Source organism: Tepidibacter mesophilus (assembly GCF_002724055.1).
Classification (GTDB): Bacteria; Bacillota; Clostridia; order Peptostreptococcales; family Peptostreptococcaceae; genus Tepidibacter_A; species Tepidibacter_A mesophilus.
On sequence record NZ_BDQY01000004.1, the window covers coordinates 65,055 to 77,657 of the forward strand.

Here is a 12,603-nt window from a genome sequence, read left to right on the forward strand (position 1 = left end):
TTACTATATTCACGTAAAAAAAGTATTGATATTTATATTAATATTAAATTTAATTGTTGCTTTTTCAAAAATATTTTATGGATGTTATACTAACGTATCAAGTATGATTGCAGATGGTATTCATTCTTTAGGAGACAGTTCATCTAATATAGTAGGAATATTTGCTATATATATTTCTTCTAAACCACCTGATGATACACACCCTTATGGCCATGAAAAATTTGAAACATTAGGATCTATTTTTATATCTTTATTATTATTTTCAATGTCTCTTAAAATAATCACAAGTTCATATAATAAATTATTGAATCCCATTCTACCTAATATTAATATATATAATTTTATAATAATGATACTAACATTAATAATTAACTTATGGATTTCAAATTATGAGTTTAAAAAAGGAAAAGAACTTCAAAGTGAAATACTAATATCCGACTCTATTCACACCAAAAGTGATATATATGTGTCTATATCGGTTTTAATAAGCTTATTTACTATAAAAATAGGATTTATAGTACTAGATATAGTAATATCCTTTATAATATCTATACTAATTATAAAAGCATCATTGGAGATATTAATTCCTGCAATGAAAGTATTATGTGATGGTGCTATGATTGATCCTATACAGATACATGATTTTGTAACAGAAATTGATGAAGTCTTACATTGTAGTAATATACGCACACACGGGAAAGAAAATCGCATAAGAGTAGATCTTACTATCCTAGTGGATAAGCATCTTACCCTTGAAAAAACCCATATTTTATCTCATTATATAGAAGATAAAGTTATATCTGAATTTAACGGGGTAAAAGAAGTTATAATACACGTTGAACCTTGTAATAATGATTAACATACTATGTAATATACATTTTAAAATATTTAAACCAATGCTATAATATTACACATACAAAATAATAATTTCAATCGAATGAAAAGAGGTAAACTTATGAATAAAGATATAGGAAAAAAAATAAAAACATTAAGACAAAGTAAGTCTATGACTTTAAAAATTTTGAGCGAAAAATCTGGATTATCTATAGGTTTCTTGTCTCAACTCGAAAGAGGATTAACAAGTGTTGCTATAGATTGCCTAAATAATATTGCTTCTGTTTTAGATGTAGATTTAACTTATTTTTTTGCAAGACAAAAAAATAATGATTCTTTAATTATGAAAAGTTACGAACAAGAAGTATCTCAGATAGTTAATTCCAAGGTCGTTTATTACCATCTATCTCAAAACTTAGAAGATAAAGTTATGCTGCCAAAATTAGTGACCGTTCTTCCATATGAAGGCAATGAAGAAATAGTAACGGAATACTCGCATGAAGGAGAAGAATTTATATATGTATTAGAGGGTATATTGACTCTTTATGTTAACAATAGAGAGTATATACTTTATCCGGAAGATTGCGTTCATTTTAATTCTTCTTTAAATCACAATTGGATAAACAACTCAAATAAAAACGTAAAAATGCTTGTTGTGAATACACCTAATTTTTTAAAAAAAGATAACTTAAATTAAAATTTAAGTTATCTTTTTTGTTTTATTTATTATTTAGTTAAGTTGTTTTTCAAATTAACTAAGAAATCTTGGACATTAGTAACTATAGTACTAACTTCTAGAGTCCCTCTGTCTCTTAACTTGTTAACTGCAAATTCTGAAACATCAACACTGTATATATATACTGGTCTTACTTCACCATTTACAACTGTATAAGACGGAGTCATATTTCCTGTTGCTATTGAGTGAAGTTGAGTTGCAAGACATATAACAGTTGTAGCTTTTCTAGTATGTTTTCTCATCTCATTTTGAGCTTCATACACGTCACTTATAACTATAGGAAGAGGTCCATCATCTCTTATAGATCCTCCAAGTACTATAGGTACATTGTTTTTAACACAAGCATATATAAGTCCATTATCTATATTTTCTTCTTCTATAAGCTTTTCTATGGATCCTGCTCTTCTAGCTTTATTTAATAAATCTAAGTGGTTGTAATGTCCATCCTTCATAGATTTTTGAGTATATATATCTTGACCTAGAGCAGTTCCTATTGTAGCTGCCTCTAAATCATGCGTAGCTACTGCATTTCCACCTAAGAATGCATGAGCATATCCATTTTCTATTAAAGCTTGCATAGCCTCTCTTGAATCTTTATCAAATACAGCCGCTGGCCCTAATACCCAAACTATGTATCCATTTTCTTTTTCATATCTTAGAGCTTCATATAAATCATCATAATCCTTAGAGTATGCAGTTTCTCTAGATCTTCCAGCTCTAAATGCGAAAGTCTCTTCTTCTTCGTCTTCTTCTTCAGACTTAAAACCTTCAGTGTATACATAAATTCCTTCGCTAGCATCTTCAGTTCTTCCAACTATAACCTTATCTCCAGCATGTAAGTTTCTAAACTCTTTTACTGCAACATCATTATCTTCAGTTACAGTCATTACACAGTCCATTCTGCTTTCTTTGGCTAAAACCCATTTTCCATCCACTTTTAAGTATTCAGGATATATTGTAGTTCCATGATAATTATCAGGAGCAACACCATCTTTAACAACTTCTACAGTTGTAACATTTGGTGAACTCTTTAAAAATTCTTGTTCAAAATTAGGTTGTCTGTATTTCGGTAATTTAAAACTCATTTATAATACCTCCGTAAGATTGTTTTATTTTGTATTCTATTAAATTTTAATCGTCTAGTTTTATAAAATTTTAACACTCTTACATATTATATCAAATAATTGCATATAAATACACCCAACGACGTTTATTGGGAATTTTTTCATTTTTTTTTATATTCTGATTTTATTTGTTTTTTCAATTTACACAATCTCATTTCGCCACTAAATATCAATCGAAATCTAAAGAACAGATAAAGAATGTAGAACTTTTCTAGATATTAAATAACCCATTATAGTTCCTATAACCAGAAAACTGTCCGTTATAATTTTACAACTTTGACCATCAAACGTAGAACTAGCTATTACTCCAGCAAAAAGTCCTAAACATATACTAAATCCCCATTTGAATACAGGTTCTAAAGAAGAAAACATAATTAAATTCCCACTGTTTTCAAGCTTATTCTTTTTATAAAAGTATACAGCTAAATTGTAAAACAACACTATAAGAATTAATAATATTATTATTTTAGAAAAATAATTTTGATATTCAGGAACATAATAATTATCCAAAGAATTGCTTACAGAATCCAAAACTCTATAATATGGGTTATTTATAGAATACGGATTAAACTCTATTAACATAAATCGAATAGGATAATCATAATATGAGTTTATATGAGCTCTTAGAATTTGTGACATCATACGCCAAAATCCCGTTGGAAGATATATAACAATACTTCCAACTATACTAGCTGCAATATTTTGACCCATAAGAGTTTGAGCAAACAATATCATAGTGAATATGCTTATATAGGTCAATATATTTATAAGTGCCCACTGAAATATTATGTAACCTGAAGCATCTGTAGATATACCCTTATATTTAGTATAAAAAATTATGCTTATCAATATAGCATTTATAAAAAAAGCAATAAAAATACTAAAACTTCCAACAAACCATTTAGTTTTTATTATATCCTTTCTTTTAAATGGCATAGACGCTATAAAAGAATAAGTTTCACTCTGCCTCTCACTTTTAAATAAAATAGTCGATAAAATTATCACCAAAAATACCATCACAATTGAACATACATCATTTCCTAAAAATGCTACATTGAACAAATACTCCTTCGAATCGCCTATCATATACCTAAACCTTTTTAATCTACCTTCATAATCTATCAAGTACATAGTCTTACATATAAATATAGAAAATAACATAATCAAAGTAATCCATTTAGAACTTTTGACTTCCTTGTACAATAAAGCTTTGTTAAACACACTTTTCATTTTCTAATTCCTCCCCCACAGAGTATATAAATACATCCTCTAAACTCAAATCTATTTCCTCTATAAATTTAGCTCCTTTATCTTTAAGTCTTAGTTGTAATTCTTTTGAATAGTCTTTTACTATTATGTAAGTTATTCTACCTATAGATTCCACACATAATACTTCATCCCATTCTTTAATTTCATCTTGAGCTTTTTCTTCAAATAATACTTGTATCTTTTTTATACTATTTTTCATATCTTCAATAGAATTTACATACTTTATTTCACCGTTATTTATTATGGCTATGCTATCACATATTCTCTCTATTTCACCTAGATGATGAGAAGATATAAATATAGTAGTATCATTATCAGCAACCTCATCTATTAATATTTTTACAAACTTCTTTTTAACTATAGCATCAAGTCCAGAAGTTGGTTCATCTAATATTAAAACATCTGCATTAATGCTAAGATTTAACATAAGCGATAGCTGCATCTTCATACCTTTAGACAAATCTTTAATTTTCTTTTCTTTAGATATTTTAAATATTTCATTTAGTTTTTCGAATTTTTCAATCGAAAATTTATCATAAGATTTCTTATAAAATTCAATCATTTCTTTTATCTTAAAATAAGTAAAATAATTATTTTGATCTGCTACATATCCTATTCTTTGCTTTATTTTATTATTTTCAAAAACCTCTTCATCATCTATTTTTATACTTCCATCATCTACTTTGTAAATCCCTGTTAAACACTTAATCAACGTAGTTTTTCCAGCTCCATTTTCACCTATAATTCCGAATATACTACCTTTTTTAATATTCAAATCAATATCTTTTAACACTGTTTTATTCCCTATTTTTTTGCTTACATTTTGAATATCTATCATGTTTTCACCCCTTGTCTATTTCTAAGTAAACTTCTTTTATAATTTCTATAAATTCAGATTTATCTATTCCCATATGATGCATATCTATTATGATATTTTTGATTTGTCCTTTAATTTGCTTAACCTTTCGATAGTCAACATCTTGTGTATAATCATCTGCAATATAAGTCCCTTTTCCCTTTATACTAACTATAAGTCCCTGACTTTCAAGTTCCTTATATGCTCGAGATACTGTATTAGGATTAGCCGTAATTATTGATGCTAGTTCTCTTACAGACGGAATCTTATCATTCGGTCTTAATATTTTTTTCATTATATTTTCTTTCATTCCATCAATTATTTGCTCATATATAGGCTTACTACTCCTACTGTCTATACTAATCAATTTATCACCTACCTTCTTTAAGCAACTTCTTAGTGTATTAATTCAATTAATACACTTGGTACACATGTATAGTAACATATCTATCCAGTATATGTAAATATTTTTTTGTAATATTATTACTTTTTATATAAAAAATAAAAATAGCGCACAATTTAATTGCGCACTATTTATCATCCTCCAAGAGTTACATCTTGAGTTTCATACCAATTCAAAGCTTCATGTACATGTTGTTCTTTGAAATCAGGCCAATATTCATCTACTACATAAAAGTCTGCATATATTGATTGAACTGGTAAGAATCCACTAAGCCTTCTTCTACCTCCCCATCTTATTATAAGATCTAGCCTTGATATATCTTTTGAATGTATATTTTCTATTATTTTATTCCTACTAGTTGTAGTCTCATCAAATTTGAGGTTCCCAAGATCCCAATTCCATCCATAGTTAACTAAGAAATTCACCTTCATATCTGCTTTTCCAAAATCTTTTCTTGTAGTATATTCTTTTAACTCTTCTGGAAACATAGGTGATTTATGATTTCCTACAACCAACAAAGAAGCATCTTCATTTTCAAGCATTTTCACAGCATCTATACAAGCTTTAGTAAATGCTTTAGTTTGAATAGACGGCCTTTTTGTATTATCGACTGTGAACCCATAATATGTCAGTTCTTTTATTCCCATTTTTTTGCAAGTTTTAAATAATTCAAGACCAGGATTCAGACCTTCATCATACCCCATTTCTTTGCTCATACCATTATTTTGAGCCCATCTTCTATTGCCATCAGGTATTACCCCTATATGTTTTGGAATTCTCATACGAACCCTCCTCCAACCTATTTTTATATATTATTTACCTTATCTAGTAAATTCATACTTTCATTTCCAATTCTAAATTTTTTAATAAATATTGTTGAACAATATTTATTAATGTGTTATTATGAACCTAAATTAAATAATTTTCGCTAGGGGTGCTGGTAGGCCAGCTGAGATTAAGACCCATAAGTCTTTAACCCTTAACCTGATCTGGATAATGCCAGCGTAGGGAAGTGTATGTGTATATATTTTTATGTGTAAATATATAGGTGCAAATCCTTTTTCTGGATTTGCACCTTTTTTATTTCTATGGAAAGGAGGAGTAAGTATGATTGTTAACGGGAAAAAAATGTCTTTAAATCAAAATACAACAGTTAAAGACCTTATATTAAAACTTAATCTCAATCCACAAACCATTGTAGTTGAAGTAAATTTAAATATAATACCAAAAGATAAGTATGATAGTACAAATCTTCATGAAAACGATAAAGTTGAAATAATCAATTTTGTTGGAGGTGGTTAATATTGAAAATATATGTGAATCAAAAAGAATTTAATATAAAACCTAATACAACAGCTTATAAAGTAAGAGATTCAATAAAAAAAAATGCTGATGTAATTATATTAAATGGATTTATTATAAATAAAGATATAAAGCTTAATGAATCAGACACTATAACACTTATAAAAAAGGGAGAACAACCATCTGAAGAGGAACTAGAACACCTTCTAGTATCAAGGCATACTCCTAATATTCATAAAAAAATTAAAAAATCTACTGTTGCAATAGCAGGTCTTGGTGGTCTTGGATCAAATGTAGCTGTATCTCTCGCTAGAATAGGTATTGGAAAATTACTTTTATTCGATTTTGATGTAGTAGAACCTAGTAATTTAAACAGACAGCAGTATTTTGTAAAACATATAGGAATGAACAAAACAGATGCTATAAAAGATATAATTTATCAGTGTAATCCATTTGTAGATGTTTATACTAAGAATTTATTTATAGATAAAGACAATATAAAGGATTTATTTGAAGGTGCCCCAATAATAGTTGAAGCATTTGATAATCCAGAGTCAAAAGCCACATTAGTAAATACTATTCTTTCCAAAATGCCAAATAAAAAGATAGTAGCAGCTTCTGGATTAGCAGGATATTTTTCATCAAATTCAATAACCACTCAAAAGATAAAAAATAATTTATATATTGTTGGCGATAATAAGTCAGAATCAAAACCAGGATGCGGGCTTATGGCTCCAAGAGTTGGGATTGCAGCTAATCACCAAGCTAATATGGTTTTAAGACTTATTCTAGATGAAGAAGAAACTTAAGGGAGGTTTATTATGGATAAATTAAAAATAGGTGAAACCCAGTTAGATAGTAGATTATTTATAGGTACAGGTAAATATTCTTCAAATGATATATTACCTAAGGTTATAGATTCTTCTAAGTCTCAAGTTGTAACAATGGCTTTAAGAAGAGTCAATTTAGATTCCCCAAAAGAAAATATATTAAATTACATAAATAAAAATTGCATTTTGCTTCCCAATACTTCTGGTGCTAGAAATGCTGAAGAAGCAGTTAGAATAGCAAGACTTGCAAGAGCTACTGGATGTGGTAATTGGATAAAAATCGAAGCTATTTCTGATAATAAATATCTCCTTCCAGATAATTATGAAACTATTAAAACTATAGATATATTAGCAAAAGAAGGATTTGTAGTTCTTCCTTATATGAATCCTGATTTAATGGATGCTAAGAGAATGGTTGATGCCGGTGCTAGTGCTATAATGCCACTTGGTTCTCCTATAGGAACTAACAGAGGTATTAGAACTGAAGAAATGATACAGATTTTAATAGATGAAATTGATATACCTATAGTTGTTGATGCAGGCATTGGAAAACCTTCTCAAGCAGCATATGCAATGGAAATGGGTGCAGATGCAATTCTTGTAAACACCGCTATAGCATCATCAAACAATCCTATTATGATGGGGGATGCTTTTCGTAATGCTGTAATAGCTGGAAGAAAAGCATACCTTGCAAAATTAGGAGCAGTCAAAAAAATAGCTAGTGCCTCTTCTCCCCTTACAGGATTTTTACAAGGAGATGAGTAATAATGAGTTTTTATGATGAATACTTAAAGTACAAAAACTTTGATTTTAATAATTTCTTTTGCAGTATAACTGATGAAGACATACTAAATACAATAAATAAAGACAGGCTAGATGAGTTTGATTTTTTAACATTATTATCTCCTATTGCTGAAAAACACATAGAACAAATGGCAGCTAAATCCAATCAGTTATCACTTCAATATTTCGGAAAATCTATAGTTTTATATACACCTATGTATTTAGCTAATCATTGTTCTAATAAATGTGCTTATTGCAGCTTTAATGTTGAAAATAATATAAGTAGAAAACAATTAACTCTTGAGGAAGTTGAAATAGAGGCTAAAAACATTTCTAAAACAGGACTTAAGCATATATTGATTTTAACTGGAGAGTCTAAATCAAAAACTCCTATTTCATATATTAAAGACTGTGTTCAAGTACTTAAGAATTACTTTGATTCTATATGCATTGAGATTTATCCTCTTGAAGAAGATGAATATAAAGAACTTATATCTGTAGGTGTAGATTCTCTTACTATATATCAAGAAGTATATAATGAAGATATTTATGACAAGGTTCATATATCTGGTCCTAAAAAAAACTATAAATTCAGACTTGATGCTCCAGAGAGAGGATGTATATCTAAAATGAGATCTGTAAATATAGGTGCTTTGCTTGGCCTTTATGATTTTAGAATAGAAGCTTTCTTAACAGGTCTTCACGGATATTATCTTCAAAGTAAATATTTAGATGTAGAAATTAGTTTCTCTCTTCCTAGAATAAGACCATATATAGGAAGCCCTATAGATATACATGATGTAAGTGACAAAAACTTAGTTCAAATAATGTTAGCTCTCAAATTATTTATGCCATATTCTGGTATAAATATTTCAACTAGAGAAAATAAAGATTTCAGAGAAAATCTTATTCCTCTTGGTATTACTAAGATGTCAGCAGGAGTTTGTACTGAGGTTGGTGGACATTCTCAATCTAATAAAAGTTCTAGTCAATTCGAAATATCAGACACAAGAACCGTTTCAGAGATTGCAAAGTCTCTTGTAAGAAAAGGATACCAGCCAATTTTTAAAGATTGGGTACATATATAGCAAAACAATATAACGGGAGGTTTTTAATATGAATTATACAACTCAAATGGATGCTGCAAGAAAAGGAATTATAACTAAAGAAATGGAAATAGTTTCACAAAAGGAAAATATGGATGTTAATCTACTTAGAGATTTAGTAGCTAATGGTAAAGTTGCTATTCCTGCCAATAAAAATCATAAATCTTTAAGTCCAGAAGGTGTAGGCGAAGGTCTTAGAACTAAAATCAATGTAAATTTAGGTATTTCAAAAGACTGTCCAAATATAGAGCCTGAAATAGAGAAAGTAAAAAAAGCAATTGAACTTAAAGCCGAAGCTATAATGGATCTTAGTTCTTTTGGTAAAACAGAAGAATTCAGAAAAAAAGTTGTTGAGATATCACCTGCAATGATAGGAACGGTTCCAATGTATGATGCTGTTGGCTTTTATGATAGAGAGCTTAAGGATATAAAAGCTGAAGAGTTTTTAGATGTTGTTGAAAAACATGCAAAAGACGGTGTAGATTTTGTAACTATTCATGCTGGTCTTACCAAGGTAACTTGCGATACTTTCAAAAAAAACGAACGTCTTACTAATATAGTTTCAAGAGGTGGCTCTTTGTTATTTGCATGGATGGAGCTCAATAATAAAGAAAATCCATTCTATGAACATTATGATAGACTTTTAGATATTTGTGAAGAATATGATGTCACTTTAAGTCTTGGTGATGCTTGTCGTCCTGGTTCTATAAACGATTCTACTGATGCGTCTCAAATTGAAGAGCTTATTGTTTTAGGAGAGCTTACAAAAAGAGCATGGGCAAGAAATGTTCAAGTTATAATCGAAGGACCTGGCCATATGCCTATTAATGATATAAAAGCTAATATGATTCTTCAGAAAAAACTATGTCACGGCGCTCCTTTTTATGTTCTAGGTCCTATTGTAACTGATATAGCACCTGGATATGATCATATAACAAGTGCTATAGGAGGAGCTATCGCTGCAAGTTGTGGTGCTGACTTTTTATGTTATGTAACACCAGCAGAACACTTAAGACTACCTACTCTAGATGATATGAAGGAAGGTATAATAGCAACAAGAATTGCAGCTCATTCAGCAGATATCGCAAAAGGTATTAAAGGAGCAAAAGATTGGGATTACCAAATGAGTAAAGCTAGACAAAGCTTGGATTGGGAAAAAATGTTTGAACTTTGCATAGATGAAGATAAAGCAAGAAAATTTAGAGCAGAATCAATGCCAAAACACGAAGATAGCTGTACAATGTGTGGAAAAATGTGTTCAATGAGAAATATGAACAAGATACTAGAAGGAAAAGATATAAATATATTAAGGGATGATAATGAGCATGTTACATCTTGTAACCAATAGAAAATTAATACCTGATGGTGATATATACAGAGTAGTTGAAGAATCTGTAAATGCAGGAGTTGATTCTGTAATACTTAGAGAAAAAGATTTAGATTATGACTCACTATATATAATGGCTAAAAAAATCAAAATAATAACAGATAAGAAGAACGTTCCACTTATAATCAATGGTAATTTAGATGTCGCTAGACATTTAAATTGCTATGGCTTTCATATAGGTTTCAACTGTATTAAAAACAATCTACCTAAATTCAATGGAATAATAGGAGTCTCTATACATAGTGTAGAAGAGGCAATTCAAGCTCAACATCTAGGAGCTGATTACATAATAGCAGGACATATATTCCCTACAGATTGTAAAAAGGGGCTTAAGCCCAAAGGTGTAGAGTTTATAAAGAAATTAAAACAAAATATTCAAATTCCTATAATCTGTATAGGTGGAATCAACAAAAATAATATAAAAAATCTATATGAATGTGGCTCAAATGGAGCTGCGGTAATGTCTTTGATAATGAAATCTGATAATATTTATAATACTATTAATAATTTAAAACAATAACTAAAAGCAATAAAAAAGTCTACCTTTATCAATTCTAAAGGTAGACTTTTTTGAAACCCATAACGAAAATCATACTTACCATAATTTAGATATAAATATAACTTCCTACTCAATTATAAAAAAACCTTAGATAAAATCTAAGGTTTTTGTTTTATTATTTTAAGTTTTGCTTAGCAGTTTCAACTAATTGCTTGAAACCTTCTGCATCATTTATAGCCATTTCAGATAACATTTTTCTGTTTATGTTAATATTAGCTACTTTTAATCCATTTATGAATTTAGAGTAAGATAATCCATGCATTCTAGTTCCTGCATTTATTCTTTGAATCCAAAGCTTTCTGAAATCTCTTTTCTTAAGCTTTCTTCCTACATAAGCATGCTTTAATGCTTTCATTACAAATGCATTAGCCGGTCTAAATAATCTACTTCTAGATCCTCTGTATCCTTTTGCAAGCTTTAATATTTTCTTATGTTTTTTACGCGCGTTAACTGCTTTTTTTACTCTTGCCATTTTTACGACCTCCTTTGTTTAAGTATTTATTTTATAAGTACGGTAATAATCTTGCTATTCTCTTTTGATCCCCATCACTTACTAATCCTGCTTTTCTAAGATTCATCTTAGTTTTAGCACTTTTCTTAGTTAATATGTGGCTCTTGTAAGCTTTAGCTCTCTTTAATTTACCTTTTCCTGTAGCTTTGAATCTCTTAGCTGCTCCTCTGTGAGTTTTCATTTTTGGCATGCTAATTTCCTCCTCTCAAAGTATAATTATTTTTTAGGATCTAATGTTACAACCAATCTATTCCCTTCAAATTTAGGGCGATTCATTGGAGTTCCAACCTCTTTAACAATATCTATAAATTTGTTAACAACCGCTAATCCAGCATCCTTATGCCCAAGTTCTCTTCCCCTAAATCTAAGTTCTACTTTAACCTTATCACCTTTTGATAAGAACTTAATAGCTTGCTTAGCTTTAGTATTCAAGTCATTCTCTTCTATAGACGGTCTTAATCTGACTTCTTTTAAACTTACTGTTTTTTGCTTTTTCTTTGATTCTTTTTCTTTTCTAGACTGCTCGTATTTAAACTTACCATAATCCATGATCTTGCACACTGGTGGATTTGCGTTTGGTGATATTTTAACCAAATCCACATTTGCTTCATTAGCCATTATTTGTGCTTCTCTAGCTGAAACAATTCCTAATTGCTCGCCTGTTTGAGAAAGAAGTCTTACTTCTTTATCTCTTATCTCTTCATTAATTGGTAGTTCTTTAATAGTTAGACACCTCCAAATAATATTAAAATCATAAAATTTATATCAAATAAAATTTTATCTATATTATATTAAAATAAAAAAAACGCATAGCACAAGCTATCCGTTTATACTCAATATAACCAAGATTTAAAATCTAGTTATTAACCCTACAACATAAGAGCAAGGTGAGAAGTGGATAAC

16 protein-coding genes, 1 riboswitch and 1 other annotated feature (1 of these 18 cut by a window edge) are annotated in these 12,603 nt (G+C 29.3%); of the genes, 8 read left to right on the forward strand and 8 right to left on the reverse strand.

From position 1 onward, the window contains the following. The first annotated feature begins 25 nt into the window (after positions 1-25). Together Tmeso_RS04370 and Tmeso_RS04375 are read left to right on the forward strand one after the other, a co-directional pair. Positions 26-859 (forward strand): cation diffusion facilitator family transporter, encoded by an 834-nt coding sequence (locus tag Tmeso_RS04370; protein ID WP_207653825.1) that lies wholly within the window; start codon positions 26-28, stop codon positions 857-859. Between the two features lie 96 nt (positions 860-955). Further along, entirely contained in the window at positions 956-1,531 is a 576-nt protein-coding gene (locus Tmeso_RS04375) for a helix-turn-helix domain-containing protein (RefSeq protein WP_099188665.1), read from the forward strand. 29 nt (positions 1,532-1,560) lie between these two features. Here the strand turns inward: Tmeso_RS04375 and Tmeso_RS04380 are convergent, their stop codons facing one another. The 5 genes from Tmeso_RS04380 to uppS all read right to left on the reverse strand — a co-directional run bounded on the left by Tmeso_RS04380 (position 1,561) and on the right by uppS (position 6,004). Next, positions 1,561-2,655, reverse strand: coding sequence for a putative NPN-dependent ornithine cyclodeaminase (locus Tmeso_RS04380; RefSeq protein WP_099188667.1), 1,095 nt, complete (start codon positions 2,653-2,655; stop codon positions 1,561-1,563). A gap of 219 nt (positions 2,656-2,874) precedes the next feature. Then, a complete protein-coding gene (locus Tmeso_RS04385; RefSeq protein ID WP_099188669.1) occupies positions 2,875-3,924 on the reverse strand; it encodes an ABC transporter permease subunit in 1,050 nt (349 codons plus the stop codon). Next, positions 3,908-4,801 carry an ABC transporter ATP-binding protein gene (locus Tmeso_RS04390; RefSeq protein WP_099188671.1) on the reverse strand — a complete coding sequence of 298 codons (894 nt, stop codon included), beginning with the start codon at positions 4,799-4,801 and terminating at the stop codon, positions 3,908-3,910. Before Tmeso_RS04390 ends, Tmeso_RS04385 begins: the two co-directional genes overlap by 17 nt. A 4-nt stretch (positions 4,802-4,805) precedes the next feature. Beyond that, positions 4,806-5,186: a GntR family transcriptional regulator gene (locus Tmeso_RS04395; RefSeq protein ID WP_099188673.1), complete on the reverse strand. Its 381-nt coding sequence runs from the start codon at positions 5,184-5,186 to the stop codon at positions 4,806-4,808. A gap of 170 nt (positions 5,187-5,356) precedes the next feature. Beyond that, positions 5,357-6,004, reverse strand: coding sequence for a polyprenyl diphosphate synthase (uppS, locus tag Tmeso_RS04400; RefSeq protein WP_099188675.1), 648 nt, complete (start codon positions 6,002-6,004; stop codon positions 5,357-5,359). A gap of 138 nt (positions 6,005-6,142) precedes the next feature. After that, positions 6,143-6,250: riboswitch (TPP riboswitch) on the forward strand. A 79-nt stretch (positions 6,251-6,329) separates the two neighbouring features. Between uppS and thiS the strand changes: the two genes are divergently transcribed. Genes thiS through Tmeso_RS04430 form a run of 6 tightly spaced genes read left to right on the forward strand, consistent with a single transcriptional unit; the run spans position 6,330 to position 11,150 of the window. Next, entirely contained in the window at positions 6,330-6,524 is a 195-nt protein-coding gene (thiS, locus tag Tmeso_RS04405) for a sulfur carrier protein ThiS (protein WP_099188677.1), read from the forward strand. Between the two features lie 2 nt (positions 6,525-6,526). After that, positions 6,527-7,333: a sulfur carrier protein ThiS adenylyltransferase ThiF gene (gene thiF, locus Tmeso_RS04410; RefSeq protein ID WP_099188679.1), complete on the forward strand. Its 807-nt coding sequence runs from the start codon at positions 6,527-6,529 to the stop codon at positions 7,331-7,333. A 12-nt stretch (positions 7,334-7,345) separates the two neighbouring features. Beyond that, the gene (locus Tmeso_RS04415; protein ID WP_099188681.1) at positions 7,346-8,119 is read left to right on the forward strand and encodes a thiazole synthase; all 774 of its coding nucleotides are present in this window, start codon (positions 7,346-7,348) and stop codon (positions 8,117-8,119) included. 2 nt (positions 8,120-8,121) lie between these two features. Beyond that, positions 8,122-9,225, forward strand: a complete 1,104-nt coding sequence (gene thiH / locus Tmeso_RS04420) for a 2-iminoacetate synthase ThiH (RefSeq protein ID WP_099188683.1) — start codon at positions 8,122-8,124, stop codon at positions 9,223-9,225. A 28-nt stretch (positions 9,226-9,253) separates the two neighbouring features. Next, complete coding sequence (thiC, locus tag Tmeso_RS04425) at positions 9,254-10,591, forward strand: phosphomethylpyrimidine synthase ThiC (RefSeq protein ID WP_099188685.1); 1,338 nt, start codon at positions 9,254-9,256, stop codon at positions 10,589-10,591. Then, complete coding sequence (locus Tmeso_RS04430) at positions 10,569-11,150, forward strand: thiamine phosphate synthase (RefSeq protein ID WP_099188687.1); 582 nt, start codon at positions 10,569-10,571, stop codon at positions 11,148-11,150. Before thiC ends, Tmeso_RS04430 begins: the two co-directional genes overlap by 23 nt. A 154-nt stretch (positions 11,151-11,304) precedes the next feature. Here the strand turns inward: Tmeso_RS04430 and rplT are convergent, their stop codons facing one another. Genes rplT through infC form a run of 3 tightly spaced genes read right to left on the reverse strand, consistent with a single transcriptional unit; the run spans position 11,305 to position 12,444 of the window. Further along, the gene (gene rplT / locus Tmeso_RS04435; RefSeq protein WP_099188689.1) at positions 11,305-11,661 is read right to left on the reverse strand and encodes a 50S ribosomal protein L20; all 357 of its coding nucleotides are present in this window, start codon (positions 11,659-11,661) and stop codon (positions 11,305-11,307) included. Positions 11,662-11,692: 31 nt separating this feature from the next. Beyond that, entirely contained in the window at positions 11,693-11,890 is a 198-nt protein-coding gene (rpmI, locus tag Tmeso_RS04440; protein ID WP_099188692.1) for a 50S ribosomal protein L35, read from the reverse strand. Positions 11,891-11,916: 26 nt separating this feature from the next. Continuing rightward, a complete protein-coding gene (gene infC, locus Tmeso_RS04445) occupies positions 11,917-12,444 on the reverse strand; it encodes a translation initiation factor IF-3 (protein ID WP_187296229.1) in 528 nt (175 codons plus the stop codon). A gap of 47 nt (positions 12,445-12,491) precedes the next feature. Further along, positions 12,492-12,603 (reverse strand) — a sequence feature (ribosomal protein L20 leader region); it runs 14 nt beyond the window's last position.